The organism is Aquabacterium sp. A7-Y (genome assembly GCF_026153205.1).
Lineage (GTDB): Bacteria > Pseudomonadota > Gammaproteobacteria > Burkholderiales > Burkholderiaceae_C > Caldimonas.
In genome coordinates this window covers 87,076-101,743 of sequence record NZ_JAPFBW010000003.1, presented here as the reverse complement: position 1 = coordinate 101,743, position 14,668 = coordinate 87,076, and the positions used below count along the sequence as shown (strand labels likewise).

The following is a 14,668-nucleotide window of genomic DNA, read 5'->3' as shown; positions in this document are numbered from 1 at the left end:
GCGAGATGGGTTTGCATCAGCGCCACAAGGTTGCCGAGGACGCTGGAGATGTCTTCGCCCTGAGTGCCTTGCAGCAGGACGTACGGCACGGCGGGTCTGGGGGGCTTGCATCGAGCTTGCATTGAAGCCCCAGGACGCCCAGACCTCCAGCGTCGGTTCCGACATCTTTCCTGCGTTTTCCGTCAATGCTCGACTTCACCGTCCTCGTTCTGCCCAGCGCGTCTGCGTCCAGCGCCGCGTTGACGCTGGACATCCTCTCGACGGCCGTGGCGATGTCCTCGCGCATCGGCGTGGCTCGGCCGACATGGCGGTTCTGCTCGCTCGGACCCGAGCGGTTGACGCCACTCAGCAGCGGCTTGCTGATCGATGCGCCTCCCCTGCCCAATCATGTCCGTGTGGCCACCGGGCGCAGCACCTTGGTACTGATTCAAAGTGCTCGGCTCAGCAAGGCCCGGATGCTGCTGGAAACCAGCAGGCTGACGGTCGAGCAGGTGGCCGAACGCACGAACCGCACCCTCAAGGAAGCCACCGTCGAGGCCTTCCACTACTCGGGCTTCGACGCTCTCAAGGCCAGCTGCAGCAGCAAGCACCAGACGCGCAAGCCCAGATCGCCCAGCCTTCGTCTTGCCCCTGCTAGCATGACGGTCATCATATTCATCCCTACACTGCCACACATGGACAAGACACCCACCCGAAAGGAACTGACCCACGAGCGCATCCTCTCGACCGCCGCACGGGCCATCCGCCGCGCCGGCTTCCGCGGCGTGGGAGTGGCGGACATCATGAAGGAAGCGGGCCTCACGCACGGCGGCTTCTACGCCCATTTCGCCTCCCGCGACGCGCTGCTCGTCGAGGCCCTCGACCATGCCGGCCGGGAGAGCGCCGAGCGCATCGGTAAGGCCACTGCGGCGCAGGTCGCCAAGGGCGCCAGCCCCTTCCGGGCCCTCGTGGAAGCCTACCTGTCCAACGCGCACCGCAACAACGTCGAGCTCGGCTGCCCGGTGGCGGCACTGGGCGCGGAGATGCCGCGCCAGGTGCCCGAGGTGCGCCAGGCTGCGGCCGCGCGCGTTCATGCGCTGATCTGCCGCGTGCGGGAGGCTTTGCCTGCCGATCCGGCGGCGAGCGCCGAGGCGATCACCAGCGAGATGATCGGCGCCCTGCAACTCGCCCGAGCGCTGCCATCCGACGAGGGGGCACGGCTGCTCTCCACGGTCCGAGCCGACCTGCTATCGCGATACGACGGCTGAAGGCCGTGAACCCGCCCGCCGTCACCTTCTTCGCCCCGAAATATGACGACCATCATACCGGTCTGAGGACCCCTCCCTCCCCACCCATCCGCCCAGGAGACCCCATGAAACTCGCCCACGCCACCGTCCTGATCACCGGCGCCAACCGCGGCATCGGCCCTGGATTCGCTCCGGAAACGCTCGCCCGCGTCGCCCGTCGCCTCTACGCCTCCGTGCGTGACCCCGGCCTCGGTGACACCGCCCGCGTCCAGGCGGCGAAGTCGCGGTCCGGGGACATCGTCGCGCGTGCCCTCGACGCGCTGGAAGCCGGGGCCGATGAGGTGCTGGCCGGCGACTTCACGCGGCAGGTCAAGCAAGGCCTCCGCACCGAGCGCTTCACCTACCTGCTGGCCGAGTGACCCGCTGCCCGGAGCCCACGCCATGGACGCCCCCACCGCATTGCCCGCCGCCACCCCGGTGCGCGCCGGCACCTCGCCCTGGTCGACCTTCCGCATCGCCAGCCTTGCCGTCTTCCTCGTCTCGCTCGACAACACCATGCTCTTCGCGGCGTTCGGCGCCTTGCGGCAGGCCTTCCCGGGCGTGGCGGCGGCCGAGCTGTCCTGGGTGCTCAACGCCTACACCGTCGTCTTCGCCGCAATGCTGATCCCCGCCGGCGGCCTCGCCGACGCGCACGGACGCAAGCGAGTGTTCATGGCGGGTGTCTCCCTGTTCGTCATCGCCTCGGCCGCCTGCGGCCTGGCCAACAGCGTGGCCGTGCTGATCGCCGCGCGGGTGCTGCAGGCGGTGGGCGCGGCGCTGCTCACGCCCGCGTCGCTGTCGATCGTGCTCGCCGCCTTCCCCCAGAACCGGCGCGCCGTGGTGGTGAGCCTGTGGGGCGCGGTCAGCGGTCTCGCGGCGGCGGTGGGACCGAGCCTCGGCTCCTTCGTGGTCGACACCGTCGGCTGGCGCTGGGCCTTCCTGATCAACCTGCCCATCGGCGCGATCGCGCTGTGGCGCGCGGCGGCCGTGATCCCCACCTTCGCGCCGACCGGTGCCCGCCCCCGTCTGGACTGGATCGGAATGGCCTTGCTGATCCTCGGCGTGGGCGCGCTGGCCCTGGGCATCGTGCAGTCCGAGTCACCCGATTGGTCGCGCGGACGGATCGCCCTGGCGATCGGCCTCGGCATCGCGGCCTTGCTGGCCTTTGTCGCCTGGGCGCGCCGTGTGTCGGCGCCGCTGATCGACCTGCGGCTGTTCGAGACGCCGACCTACCGCTGGTCCAACATCGCCACGCTGGCCTTCGGCACCGCCTTCGCGATGATGTTCTTCGCGGTGTTCTTCTACCTCACCGGCATCTGGCACTACTCGCTGCCACGCGCGGGTCTGGCGATCACGCCGGGGCCGCTGCTGGTGATCCCGACCGCGATCGTCACCGGCCGCCTCGCCGCACGGCACGGACACCGGCCCTTCCTGGTCGGCGGCGCCGTGGTCTACGCGTTCAGCGGCCTCTGGTACCTCACGGTGCCCGGGCTGGAGCCGGCCTATCTCACGCAGTGGCTGCCGGGGCTGCTGATGAGCGGGCTGGGGGTCGGCTTGGTGCTACCGTCGCTGTCCGCCGCGGCGGTGAGCCGGCTGCCGGCGGCACACTTTGCCGTGGGCTCGGCGGTCAACCAGGCGACCCGGCAGATCGGCATGGTGCTCGGCGTGGCGGTGACCGTGCTGCAGCTTGGCCAGGCCGAGCTGCAGCGGGCCGACTTCGATCCGCTCTATACCCTGCAGATCGTGCTGGCGATCATCACCGGCGCCTGCTGCCTGCCGGTGGACACGCGGCCGCGAGCGGCTTGAACCTGCAGGGCGCGCGGCAGAATGCGCCGGCTGGTAAAGGCGCGGGAGTGGCGCCGCCACGCCATTTTCTCTTTCCTGTGCAGCGGGGGTGCTGGAATCAGGTGTGGCTGTTGGCGTCGATCACGCGCCCTTTCGCATTGTCATAGGCGGTCTCGACGGGCTCGTTCTCGTAGGCTTGGCCATCCGCCTCGCGTGGGTAGGCCAGTTCTCCCAAGGCGTCGCGCAGGTCGCGCAGATTCGCTTTCAAGTCACGCACGATGGCGTCCGTGCCGATCACTCCGGTCGCCCCCACCACGGCTGCAACCGCGCCAGCCACCGCCTTCTGGGTTGAGGCGGTCAACCAGGTGTTGGTGGCCAGATCCTTGCCACCTGACACGGTGCCACCGAAGATGGCTTTGACGATGTTGGCCTGAACATCGAGACTGCGCGTCACGGCCGACACGCCCGCGTGAATGCCACCAACGAAGTAGCCCAGCGTCTGGGCATTGCGGTGGGCCCTGTCCGGGCCCTCGGTGGCCTCGAAACGCTTGATCGCATCGCCGTCCAGATTGTTCCCGTATTTGAGCTGCTCGATGATCACCTCCAGATCCTGGGTGTGCTCAAGCCGGATCATCTGCTCGGTATAGGCCGAAATCCCCCGGCCGTCCCGGAAGTCTTGCTCCAGTTCACGCATGACCCCGTTGGTATCGCTGGTCAGGAGCTGGGTCAGCGCCCGGGTGATCTTCTCTTCTGCCCCGTTCTTGAACACCGCTGCGCCCGGGGTGTTGCCGGACTCGGCAATCTGCTTGACCTGACGCGCCGCAGCCTCGAAGACCTGGGCCTTCAGTTCGGGGTTGTTCCCGGTGGCCGCGGCATCGATCAAATTCACCAGCGGTTCGACTTCGTACTTCGCGCTTACGGAGTGGTCGCCGTACTGGGTCCACAGCTGCTTGGCCGCGTCGATCACGGCCCCCAGGTTGCCGCTCTTGATCAGCGCAGCCAGTGCGGCATCGACCTCCGCCGGGTGGCCTTTCAGGCCCCCGATGGCCTTGGCGATCTGCAAGGCCGCACGCGGATCGTTGGCCGCCCGTGGTGCCATCTCCTTGACAAAGTCCGCCTTGGCTTGAGGGCTGGCCTTGGCCGCGATCGTATCGCCCAGGCGCTTGGCGTCGGCTTCACTGTTGAAGGCACCCGCCACGCGCGCCAGCTGCTTGCCGTCGAGCCCTTCTGCGAGCATGTCGAAGAGGGCCTGCTTTTCACCATCGCTGAGGCCTCCCGCCCCGAAGATGCCATTGCTGTCGACTTCGTCGGCCCAGGTCTTGAGCTGCTCGTCCGACATCTTCGAGATCACGTCGTTGCGCTGCTGCGGCGGAAGTTTGCCCAGCTCCTTGTTGATGTCACGCAGCTCTTCGTGCGTCACGTCGTCGAGCCAGCCCTCGTCGTGCAGTTTCTTGTCGATCACCTTCTTGGCTTCGTCCGCCGGCGACGGCCCGGTCGGCGCAGGCCCGTTCGGTTCCTGCAAGGGTGGGCTCTCCAGCGCCGTCTGCGTGTAGGTCACGCGGTCGATAACGAAACTCATGGGCTCTCCTCTGCCGTCGAATGGTGAACGCGATGTGGCGGGGCCCGCGGGTGCGCCTCTGCAAGGAGCGGGCAGCGAGAGGCACGCCGCGGTTTTCGGATGGCGGGCGCGATGCCGCCTGGCGCACCTTTATGTGCGCTCGGATGTTCGCGCGCGTTCCAACCTAAGGCAGCATGAAGTAACTGAATAGGATCGAAGCGTTTCCATTTGCATGCGAACCGCACGAGGCCGGGCCTCTTGGTCGTCTGCCTGTTGCTCGCGATGACCGTGTTGCGCGCCCATAGCATGAAGAGGAGGCCCCCCGCCAAAGCGGATGGTCGGGCCGCATGAGAAATGTGAAGTAGTCGGTGCCGTAGCCGGGGCCTCGGAAAGACAAGAGTGCAAGAGCCCCGATAGGCGTCGTTGCTGATCTTGTTCGCGACAAAAGTCGACCTTTGTCTCGCGGCCGGAGTATGTAGGGGATAAGTCTCGATTTGGAAGCCGTCTGCCGTGGAAAAGGTGCTGAATCAGAAGCTTCCACGGGCGTTCAGGTGGGCGCTCTTCATGTCACACCCGAAACCGTCTGTGAGCCGAGCTGGCCTGTGCACTGCTCCGCGAAACTGCAAAAGCTCACGGAATGCCAGGCGAAGCCGGCACAGTCGACGCGCCGGACCGGCCTGTTTCCGGGCCTCGGGCCGGCTTGCCGGCGACACGGGCCGCCCTTAAGCTGCCTGGCACCGTTGCACAGGGAGGTGATTGCGATGACCTACATTCCGCCGAGTGCCGACGCCACCCGGACCTATTGGCAGCATATGCCACAAGACCCCGGGATACCGGAACCGACCGACGCTGCGGACCCGGAGCTTCAGCGACATCTGACCACGCTGAAAAACGACTTCAAGAAGTACGACACCGCGAACGAGGACGTCAACGGCAGCTCCTTCCTGGGCCGCTTCTTCGATGGGCCGGACGGACGCGTGAGCGCCGACGACCTCAAGGCGGTGGTGAAGGACGGCGGCAAGTCGGGCGATTTCACTCCCGCGCAGGTGGAGGCCGCACGCTACTTCCTCGATCATCCCGAGGCGCTGGCCCACCTCGACACGGCCGCCGCGCCCCGCAACGGCGGCAGCCACTGGGAGCGACCCGACGGGCTCGTGGGTCTGCGCGACGTCGACGCCGCCCTGCAGGACACGCAGACCTTCGCCGGTGGGCACACCTTCATCAGCCAGATGCCCGTCATTCCGGTGAACGAAAGCTCGTGGACCCCGCAGCAGAAGGCGGCGGCCGTCACGCTGGCCGCCGGGCAAGGCCTCGACCCGGAGCAGCGGGCGGACCAGCAGATGTTCCTGAACACGCTCGAGGCCCACAAAGACGACGCGGCCTGGCTGCAGGGCTACCTGAGGGCGCTCGGTGGCGCGCGCAGCGGCGAGTTGTTGTACCGCTCGCTGACGGCGGGCGGCCGCGACCAGGCCACCGCGCGTGCGGCGCTGAAGACGCTGAAGGCCAACCAGAGCCTGAGCGAGTCCGACCTCACAGGGGCGGTGTTCAAGACCAGCCCCGCCAGCAAAAGCAGCGTGCCCTTGAAGACCCTGATCGCCGCCGACGAGTTGCAGCAGACGATCGAGGCACGGCGGACCACGCTGAGCCAGGCCGGCCCGGACTCGATGCCGGTGGACACCTCCACCTACAGCAGCTACGACGCGCTCCTCACCGTGCTGCATCCGGACAATGCCAAGGTCATCAGCGAAACGGCAACGCGTTACGGCATTCCGCCTGCACTGCTGAGCGGCACGGTGGCCTCCGAGATGGATTTCGACCACGCGCCGAAGGACAAGCTGCACGACGGCCTTTGGCGCCATGCGCCGGACGGATTGATCCCGGACAGCGTGTGGACCGCGGGCGAGAAGGTGGGACCGGGCGCCGGCATCACCAGCGTCCATGCCGACACGCTGAAATGGGCCGTGGACTACATGAAGGAACACCAGGTGCCGGGCGCCGCTGAAGCGCAGGCGTTCTGGGATGCCGAAGGGCGCCTGGCCAACGCGGCCGACTTCCCTCAGTCGGTGGAAGCGGCCGCGATCGTGCTCGCCGCCCTCACGCATCTGCGTACCGGGAGCTTGCCGAGCGACATGTCACCGCAGGACATGGCCGTCACCTGGGGCGCCTTCCGCACGGGCGTGATCGGGCATACCCCGGGCGGCAAGGGTTACACGCTTGAAGAGTTCCGCGCAGGACAACGCACGGCCGACGACGCGAACAAGGTCGTCACCGCCACCGGCGACGAGCACACCCGCATCGGCGGCAACGCCTATCAGTCGGAACCCTACTTTCAGTATCTCGACGGAGCACTCGGCTGACCCCACGCGGCCGCTCAGGCGGGTCCGGCGGCATCTGCAGGGACGGGCCTCAGCCTAGCCTATATTCGCCTAGCGGCAGCGCTGCAGTGCCCCTTCAGGAGAGCTTGAATCCTGCGCCCCCCGCCAGCGATGCCGACGTTCTCAACCCTATGGAGAAACGACTTGGTCAGCAAGAACACCCTCTGCCTGTGGTTCGACGGCACCGCCGTCGACGCCGCGAACTTCTATGCCGAGACCTTCCCTGACAGCGCGGTGGGCGCAATCCATCGCGCACCGGGCGACTATCCCGACGGCAAGCAAGGCGACGTCCTCACGGTAGAGTTCACCGTGGTCGGCATCCCTTGCCTTGGGCTCAACGGCGGCCCGCATTTCAAGCACAACGAGGCGTTCTCGTTCCAGATCGCGACCGACGACCAGGCCGAAACCGACCGCCTGTGGAACGCGATCGTCAACAATGGCGGGCAGGAAAGCGCGTGCGGCTGGTGCAAGGACCGCTGGGGCCTGTCATGGCAGATCACGCCGCGCGCCCTCACCGCGGCGGTGACCGACCCCGATCGCGCGGCGGCCAAGCGCGCGTTCGACGCCATGATGACGATGAGGAAGATCGACATCGCGGCGATCGAGGCGGCGCGCCGAGGCTGACGTACGTCCTGGAGGATGACCAGACGCATCCCGTCTTTGCGCCCTTCGTTTCGCCCTACTAGGAAAACACCAGGGCCACAGGTCATGTCCGGGTCATCCGACGGGGAGGTGCGACCGCGCCCATGTGGGGCAAGCCGGGTTGGGCAAGGGCCGGCGCGACGACAGAGGTGAGTGAAAGCGCCGCGCTGCGCTGCCGACGCGTGGCGAGTGGCCCCGGCTCAGGTCGGCACGTAGCACGCGTTCTGGTCGATGCGGATCGCGTCGTTGCGGTCGTGCGTATTCCTTGTCATGAAGCATCAACAGCTGATCCACGACCTGCCACCCCAGCGTTCCGGGGTGGCCGAGCCGCGCCCGGCGCCCCACGAAACCGGGTTCAGGGAGCATCGCCTGTCGCCAGGTCGAAGCCTTCGTCGGTCCAGCCGGTGATCCCTCCGATCATCAGCTTGACGGGGCGCCCGAGTTGAGCCAGCCGGACCGCACCCTGGTGCGCGCCATTGCAGTGAGGCCCTGCGCAGTACACGACGAACACCGTGTCGGCCGACCACTCCGCGAGTTTCGACGCGCCGATCTTTCCATGCGGGAGCGAAAGTGCGCCTGGCACATGCCCACGGGCATAAAGCTCGGGGCTGCGCACGTCGAGCAATACGAAGTCCTTGGCGTCGCTCTGCATCGAGGCATGGACGTCCCAGCAATCGGTCTCGAACTCGAGGGCCGACTGGAACCTCTCGAGTGCACGGTGGCTGGTAGCGGGGGGAATGCGGGTGACGGGCGACGGCATCGATGACTCCTTGGCGACCTTGATGACGCCACCAGTGTCTCGGTGCGCGATGCCTCGGCCAAGACGTCAATGCGTCACCGAGCGGTAAGATCGTGCCATGCCGCACCTCGTCGCGATCCTTGCCTACGACCGTTTGTGCACCTTCGAATTCGGATGTGCGGTCGAACTGTTTGCACTGCAGCGTCCCGAACTCGGGGTTGAGTGGTATCGACACGTGGTGTGCGCCGTGGAGCCGGGACCGCTGCGCGCGATGGGCGGAGTGCGGGTGGAAGCGGCGCATGGCCTGGCGGCGCTGCGTCGGGCCAACACCATCGTCATTCCTGGCTGGCGGGACGCCGACGAACGGCCGCCCGAGCCGCTGCTGAACGCACTGCGGCGCGCGCATGCACGAGGGGTGCGGCTCGCGTCCATCTGCTCAGGCGTTTTCGTGCTGGCGCATGCGGGGGTGCTGGAGGGCCGACGCGCAACCACACACTGGCGCTACCTCCCGCGCTTGGCCGAGCGCTTTCCTGGCATTCAGGTGGTCGAATCGTCGCTCTATGTGGACGAAGGCCCGGTGATCACCTCCGCCGGATCTGCGGCCGGGCTCGACATGCTGCTGCACCTGGTACGCCGCGACTTCGGTCCTGGGGTCGCGAATCGTGTCGCTCAGCGTCTGGTGATGCCGCCCCATCGCGACGGGGGGCAGGCGCAGTACGTCCCCCGACCGATGCCTCGCACACCCGAGCAAAGCGGCATCGCCCGACTCATGGACTGGATGCGCGAGAACCTGCGGCAGCATCACAGCGTGGAGTCAATGGCGAAGCGCTCGCACTTGAGTCGCCGAAGCCTTCAGCGCCGCTTCCTGGAGGCGGCAGGGATGTCACCCGGGGAGTGGCTGATCCGCGAACGGATCGCGCTCGCCAAGGAACTGCTCGAAACCCATGCAAGCCGACCGATTGAAGAAGTGGCCGAGTTGGCGGGGTTCGGATCGGTGGAATCGATGCGGCGGCATTTCCGGCTGCGAGGGCTGGTCTCACCCGCCAGCTATCGCCGCCAGTTCGGCTTGAAGCGGCCTTCGGTGGGTGGCGCAAAGCCGGGCCAGCAGACAGGCGAGCCGGTGTCCCTGCCTTTCGCTCCGGATTAGGGCTTCGAGGACTTTCGGCTGCTACCGACGCGCCGTCCGGCGAAGCCCGAGCGGCGGTGGCGCGCGGCCAGCAGCGTCAGCCCCAGCCCCGCCAGCGCCAGCGTCCCCGGCTCGGGAACGGGTGTCACCGTCAGCTCCAGGTAGTTCGAGGTGTAGCGGACGCTGAGCCGGTACTGTTCGGGGTCGAGGGTGGAGCTCAGCGACGCAAACTCACCGACGATGCCCTCAGTGGCCGTGAGGACGCGAAACGTGCCGAGCACCGGCTCAGTGCCCAAGAAGTCGACCAAAGCCGCCCCCTTCAACTCGACGCTACCACTCACCTGCAACTGGTCGAAAGCCGACTCGTCCTGGATATCGAGCAGCAAGGTCGCTCCCTCGGCGAAGGTGGTGCTGCCAACCACATGGGCTACGCCAGTGCCACCGCGCGTTCCCGGACCCACCTCACCCTCGTGGAGCATCACGTGGCGGCCCTTCAGCGTCCCGTCGATCCAGGTACTCGGAGTCGGGCCTCCAGGCTCGTACGTCTGCGAGAAATTCTCAGCTTGCACGGTGCCACCGCCGGCCACCAAGAGCTGACCGCGATTGACGAGTTGCGTGTGGCTGGCCAGCGTCGCGCCGTTGAGCACCTCCAGCTGACCGGTGTTCTCATGCAACAGACGCAAGGCGTCGTGCTCCAGCCCAAGCCAAAGAGTGGACAGGCGGGCCTGAGGGCCGTCAAGCACGATGGTCGTTTCATTCCTGACGATGCCTCTCGGCTGCGTCGCGCCGGGATCCTGGCCCGACTCGAACAGCAGCGTGCCATTGCGCGCGACATACTGGCCGGCGGTGAGAACGCCGTCCTGCCACTGGGCCAGCGGCCCGGTGACCACGATGCGCGAGCGCACCGCCTCCAGCGTGCCGGTATTGTTCAGTGCGCCTGCAAACACCAGCGGCGCCGCACCCACCGCCCGCACCGTGCCGGGGTTGTCGAAGCGGGACTGGACCACCGTCACGCCGGCCCCGCTCTTGACGTAGCTGCCCTGGTTGACGAAGGAAGCGACCTCGATACGCGTTGGCCGCGGCAACCAATCCCCTTGCACGTACTCCAGGGTGCCCTGCGAGTTGTGGTCCTCGAAGCGCGCTCCGGTGGCGACCCGGACGTTCCCGGTGCCGAACAGGTCACCATCGCCGTCCCACTCGGCGTGGCGCAGGAAGGTGAAGGCCGTGTTGATCTCCTTGCCCATCCTGCGAGTCGGCATGCCCTTCCAGTAGGACCCGTCGTTGGACAAGCGGGCGGCGTTCAGCACCGTGACGTCGCCGGTCGTATCGAGGAATCCGTCTTCCCAGTCCAGCTCGTCCACGATGACGATGCCGGCCACCGCCACGCGGGAGAACACGTGCTCCGAGCGCACCACAGGGTCGTAGGGCACCGGCTCGGCGATCCTCAGCCGACCGACGTGCAGGTCGCGCCCGATCTGCACCTCGACCCCGCCGATGTTTTCAAAGCTGCCGCTGCCGCTGATGGCGACGTCCCTGTCGAGGATGAAGCTGCCCCTGCGCTGGGAGTCGCCGTAGGGGCCACCGCGGAAAACCAGCGTCCCGTCGTTGTGGATGGCGCCCCCCGTGAAGGTGCAGGGAAACACCCCGGGAGGGGCCGAGTGCCAGCCCGCGTCCCGAAGATCGACGCGCCCCCCCTTCTCTATCGTCCACGCGCCCGTGCTCGCGAAAACGCCTTGCTCCGGCGCGTAGTCCAGCGTGCCGCCGGCCCGCACATGCAGCATGCCGTTCTGGCGGAAGTGAATCGCCCGGCTGCTGATCGACAAGGTCGAGGCCTTCTCGATACGGATCTCCCCCAGGTTGTCGAAGCTCGCGTGATACGCGTCGATGTTCAACCGTCCGCCCTGCACCTCGAGCAGCCCGCGGTTCTCCGACCTGTCGAAGCTGGACCTCCAAGTGGTCGTGCCGGCGCCGGTTTTCAGGTAGCGCCCGTCGTTGAGCAGGCGCCCGTACTCGCCGACGTCGAGGACATGGGGCCCCGAATCGGCGTGGTCGTGGAAGCTGGCACCGGCGCCGATGCCCAGCGTGAAGTACCCGCCCTTCATCGAGGAAGGCCCGTCTTTCCACTGGCTGGGCCCGTTCAGTTGCAGGGATGTTCCCGTGCCGGCGTCCAAGGTCCCGGACAGCGCGGCCGCACCGGACACCTTGAGTGTCGATTCGAGGCTGCCGTACTCGGCCACAGCAAATCCGCCGGCGCTCCACTGCAGGCTGCCGGCCGTGATCGCGGCCTTGCCGCCCAGGCGGCCACCTCGCAGATCCAGGTGGCCGAGGGTCGAGCCCGGCCCCGACAGTCCCAGGTTGCCTCCGGTCAGCGTGAGGCGACCCTGCCCGATCACATGGCCGGCCAGGAAGGCGCCGTGCCGAATGGTCGTGTCACTGGCCCCCAGCAGTGCCCGGGTGTCGGACGAGCTCGGCCCGCCCGCGGACCAATTGCTCTCCAGGTCCCAGAACGGCGCGTCCGGTCCGGCGGCGCCGGTCCAGCGGGTGTCTGCAGCGAGGGCAGCGGCGCTGCAGGCCGCCAGGTGGGCGGCCGACGCGAGGGTCAAAAGTCGCGCGCATTGCGAGGCAGGGACAAGCGTCATGGCGGTCTCCGGTTGGCATCGGCTGCCGACTCGGGAAGGACGGCAACGCCCCAAAGAATGGGCGGTCGAACCAGAGACGTCCGGTCAAATTGAAACCGGGCTTGGCAACGCGGATGGATGCCAAGCCCGGTCTCTCAGCGAGTCGCCTCAATCGAAGCGCTGCAGGAACCAGAGCTGGTTGTTGGCGCCGGTGGCGTCCCACTGGTAGATGTTGGCGCCGTTGTCCTGCGAGCCACCCGCTACGTCCAGCACCCGACCACTGACGCGCGAGACCAGCGTGAAGTAGCCGCGGCCCTTGGAGACCGGCTTCCACTGCTGCGCCGTGCTGCCGTTGCAGGACCACTGCTGCACATTGACGCCGTTGGCCGTGCCGCTGTGGTCCACGTCCAGGCACTGGCCGCTGTGGCGCGCCTTGACCTCGTAGTACCCGTTGCCCAGGGACCTCAAGGCCCAGCGCTGGTTGTCGCCGCCGTGGCAGCGCCACTGGTGCACGTTGGCGCCGTTCTCGTCGCTGGCGGCCTTCACGTCGGCGCATTTGTTCGAGTGGCGCGCCCGCAGCAGATAGGTGCCGTCAGGCAAGGTGCCGCTGGTCGGCGGCTCGACCGGTCCGCCGACCTTGGTCGGCCGGAAGTTCTCCAGCTCGGCGCGCACGTTGTTGATGGCCTTGGCCGCATCGGCCTGCTGGCTCTGGCCCTCCGGCACGCCGCAGGGCACGCCGCTGCAGGTCAGGCGCGGGTTCGAAAACTTGCCGACCCGCGGCGCGTTGAACAGGTGGGCATAGCTCATGATGGTGCCGAACAGGCGGTCCACGCCATGGCCGAGCGCATACGCATAACGCGCGCCGCCGGTGTCGCCCTGGCGGCGCGAATGGCTCAGGCCCATGTTGTGGCCCAGCTCGTGCGCCAGCGTGAAGGGGCCGCACTGCGGGCCGACCACGCTGTAGGCCGCGCTCGCGCTCACCGCCATGTAGGCCACACCGCACTGCCCGTGGCGGTGCAGCTGGGTCACGAAGTCGGCGCCGACCTGGTCGCGCTTGGCGGCGATGCTGCTGTTGCGGCGCAGCTGGCTCAGCACGTCGCCCATGTCGCTGCCCGGCGCGTCGTGCTGCTGAGTGCCGACCAGGCGCAGCTGCACATCGACCTGGCTGTTGGCATAGATGGTGTTGACCTGCTCGACCCAACTGCGGATCGCCGTCTGCGGCTGGCCCTTGAAGTGGTTGGCGGTGTGGCTGTCGTACAGCACCAGCAGGTCGAGCGTGACGGCCTGGGCGGCGCCGCCGGCCAGGGCCAGGGCGAGTGCGGCGACCGGGCGCGTCCAGCGCCGGGCCCGGGATGGCGGTTGGGTCATAACGGTCTCTCCTGTTTTGAAGGATGGCGCCCGAGGTACGGGCAAACGCGAAGGACACCCGGGGTACGGGCGGATACGAAGGACGCCCGGCAGTGCGGGCGGGTGCTGGGCCGCCAAGGCGGCCGAGGTTCAGGGCAGGACGGGCGGGTCGACGGCCGGGTTGTGGCCGGTGTGCGGTCCCATCCGGTAGCGGCCGCTGGCGTGGTCGTGTCCGTCGTCGGTGGGCTTGAACAGCGAGGCGCTCTCCGCGATAAAGCCGGCCGTGCCGTTGGACTGGATCACATAGAGCTCGTCGCGCGCCGTGAAGCCACCGTAGACCAGGTCCCCGCCCTTGGTCATCGTCGCCTGGTTTTCCTCCGGGAAGTCGCGCAGCCGCCCGTTCCAGGTGACGCTGCCGTCGCCGTGCGCCTGCACATCCTCGACCACCATGTGGTAGACCGCGTTGCGCTGCGGGACGGGAATCTCGAGGGTGTCGCCCGGCATCAGGGTCTCCAGCTTGACCGGGTCGAAGCGCACGAAGCTGCGGCCGTCGGCCGCCTCCTGCGGCGACAGATTCAGCTCGGCGGCGGCACTGGGGTCGGACCGCCAGGCGCTGCGCTGCTCCATCGCGGCGAGCGCCTGCGCGGCGCTCACCCCCTGGCCGTTGCGTCGCGCCGCCATCTCGGTCAGACGCGAGCCCAGCGTCGGGTAGTCGGGGTTGTTGCCGACCTGCAGGCGGTCCGGGTCGGTCTCGGCGCCGCGCGGGGCGGCCGCCAGCGTTCGGGCCGCGCCGCTCGCGGCGGCTTCGGACGGGTTTGCGGTGTCGGGCATGGGCGTGTCGGCCGGCGCCGAACCGGCCGGCCCGAAGGGCGAGGCCGCCACCGCGGCGGGCCCTTCAGGCTTGTCCGCGGACAGATGCCAACGGGCCGCTCCTCCGATGGCAGCCAGGACCACGGAGGCGAGGATCAGTGCGCGATGCTTCATGATGGCTGCGAATTGAAAGCCAGAAGCCGTGCGAAGTCCAGGCTAAGCGAGCACATCACCCACATCTCTTACGGCATTCACATTTGCACAGGCGCGGGTGACGCTGCGCGGCGGCCCCTGGGGGCTCCGGAGCAGGCTGTTGACGATTCCGGACACCGGCCGCAGCCGGCATCTGTAGCTGCATGTGTCCCCCGAATGGGGGCCATCGCCGCCGCCGCGGGGGTGGCGG

At 67.9% G+C, this 14,668-nt stretch carries 11 protein-coding genes; 6 read left to right on the top strand and 5 right to left on the bottom strand.

All coding sequences use genetic code 11. From position 1 onward, the window contains the following. Positions 1 to 185: 185 nt before the first annotated feature. The 3 genes from OOT46_RS30755 (at position 186) to OOT46_RS03485 (ending at position 3,071) form a co-directional block, all read left to right on the top strand. Positions 186 to 1,247, top strand: a complete 1,062-nt coding sequence (locus tag OOT46_RS30755; RefSeq protein ID WP_322114224.1) for a TetR/AcrR family transcriptional regulator — start codon at positions 186 to 188, stop codon at positions 1,245 to 1,247. Positions 1,248 to 1,351: 104 nt separating this feature from the next. Continuing rightward, on the top strand, positions 1,352 to 1,645 hold the full coding sequence (locus OOT46_RS30900) for a hypothetical protein (RefSeq protein ID WP_416136143.1): 294 nt from the start codon (positions 1,352 to 1,354) through the stop codon (positions 1,643 to 1,645). A gap of 22 nt (positions 1,646 to 1,667) precedes the next feature. Beyond that, positions 1,668 to 3,071, top strand: a complete 1,404-nt coding sequence (locus OOT46_RS03485) for a DHA2 family efflux MFS transporter permease subunit (RefSeq protein WP_265402194.1) — start codon at positions 1,668 to 1,670, stop codon at positions 3,069 to 3,071. Positions 3,072 to 3,168: 97 nt separating this feature from the next. Here OOT46_RS03485 and OOT46_RS03480 read toward each other — a convergent pair whose 3' ends face one another. Continuing rightward, positions 3,169 to 4,629, bottom strand: a complete 1,461-nt coding sequence (locus OOT46_RS03480) for a hypothetical protein (RefSeq protein WP_265402193.1) — start codon at positions 4,627 to 4,629, stop codon at positions 3,169 to 3,171. A 581-nt stretch (positions 4,630 to 5,210) separates the two neighbouring features. Between OOT46_RS03480 and OOT46_RS03475 the strand changes: the two genes are divergently transcribed. Together OOT46_RS03475 and OOT46_RS03470 are read left to right on the top strand one after the other, a co-directional pair. Beyond that, positions 5,211 to 6,965 (top strand): hypothetical protein, encoded by a 1,755-nt coding sequence (locus OOT46_RS03475; RefSeq protein WP_265402192.1) that lies wholly within the window; start codon positions 5,211 to 5,213, stop codon positions 6,963 to 6,965. Positions 6,966 to 7,127: 162 nt separating this feature from the next. Next, a complete protein-coding gene (locus OOT46_RS03470; RefSeq protein ID WP_265402191.1) occupies positions 7,128 to 7,607 on the top strand; it encodes a VOC family protein in 480 nt (159 codons plus the stop codon). Positions 7,608 to 7,980: 373 nt separating this feature from the next. Here the strand turns inward: OOT46_RS03470 and OOT46_RS03465 are convergent, their stop codons facing one another. Then, positions 7,981 to 8,385 (bottom strand): rhodanese-like domain-containing protein, encoded by a 405-nt coding sequence (locus OOT46_RS03465; RefSeq protein WP_265402190.1) that lies wholly within the window; start codon positions 8,383 to 8,385, stop codon positions 7,981 to 7,983. A gap of 97 nt (positions 8,386 to 8,482) precedes the next feature. Here OOT46_RS03465 and ftrA point away from each other — a divergent pair, with 97 nt between their 5' ends. Then, a complete protein-coding gene (gene ftrA / locus OOT46_RS03460; RefSeq protein ID WP_265402189.1) occupies positions 8,483 to 9,511 on the top strand; it encodes a transcriptional regulator FtrA in 1,029 nt (342 codons plus the stop codon). Here ftrA and OOT46_RS03455 read toward each other — a convergent pair. The 3 genes from OOT46_RS03455 to OOT46_RS03445 all read right to left on the bottom strand — a co-directional run bounded on the left by OOT46_RS03455 (position 9,508) and on the right by OOT46_RS03445 (position 14,439). Further along, positions 9,508 to 12,129: a PEP-CTERM sorting domain-containing protein gene (locus OOT46_RS03455; protein WP_265402188.1), complete on the bottom strand. Its 2,622-nt coding sequence runs from the start codon at positions 12,127 to 12,129 to the stop codon at positions 9,508 to 9,510. The two genes, ftrA and OOT46_RS03455, sit on opposite strands and share 4 nt — an antisense overlap. 147 nt (positions 12,130 to 12,276) lie before the next feature. Beyond that, complete coding sequence (locus tag OOT46_RS03450) at positions 12,277 to 13,476, bottom strand: RICIN domain-containing protein (RefSeq protein ID WP_265402187.1); 1,200 nt, start codon at positions 13,474 to 13,476, stop codon at positions 12,277 to 12,279. A 129-nt stretch (positions 13,477 to 13,605) separates the two neighbouring features. Next, a complete protein-coding gene (locus tag OOT46_RS03445; protein WP_265402186.1) occupies positions 13,606 to 14,439 on the bottom strand; it encodes a hypothetical protein in 834 nt (277 codons plus the stop codon). Positions 14,440 to 14,668: the final 229 nt, after the last annotated feature.

Bases quoted from the DNA above. Each gene is read 5' to 3' on its own strand.
- OOT46_RS30755 (WP_322114224.1), top strand. From the start codon at position 186: ATGCTCGACTTCACCGTCCTCGTTCTGCCCAGCGCGTCTGCGTCCAGC.
- OOT46_RS30900 (WP_416136143.1), top strand. From the start codon at position 1,352: ATGAAACTCGCCCACGCCACCGTCCTGATCACCGGCGCCAACCGCGGC.
- OOT46_RS03485 (WP_265402194.1), top strand. From the start codon at position 1,668: ATGGACGCCCCCACCGCATTGCCCGCCGCCACCCCGGTGCGCGCCGGC.
- OOT46_RS03480 (WP_265402193.1), bottom strand. From the start codon at position 4,629: ATGAGTTTCGTTATCGACCGCGTGACCTACACGCAGACGGCGCTGGAG.
- OOT46_RS03465 (WP_265402190.1), bottom strand. From the start codon at position 8,385: ATGCCGTCGCCCGTCACCCGCATTCCCCCCGCTACCAGCCACCGTGCA.
- ftrA (WP_265402189.1), top strand. From the start codon at position 8,483: ATGCCGCACCTCGTCGCGATCCTTGCCTACGACCGTTTGTGCACCTTC.
- OOT46_RS03455 (WP_265402188.1), bottom strand. From the start codon at position 12,129: ATGACGCTTGTCCCTGCCTCGCAATGCGCGCGACTTTTGACCCTCGCG.
- OOT46_RS03450 (WP_265402187.1), bottom strand. From the start codon at position 13,476: ATGACCCAACCGCCATCCCGGGCCCGGCGCTGGACGCGCCCGGTCGCC.
- OOT46_RS03445 (WP_265402186.1), bottom strand. From the start codon at position 14,439: ATGAAGCATCGCGCACTGATCCTCGCCTCCGTGGTCCTGGCTGCCATC.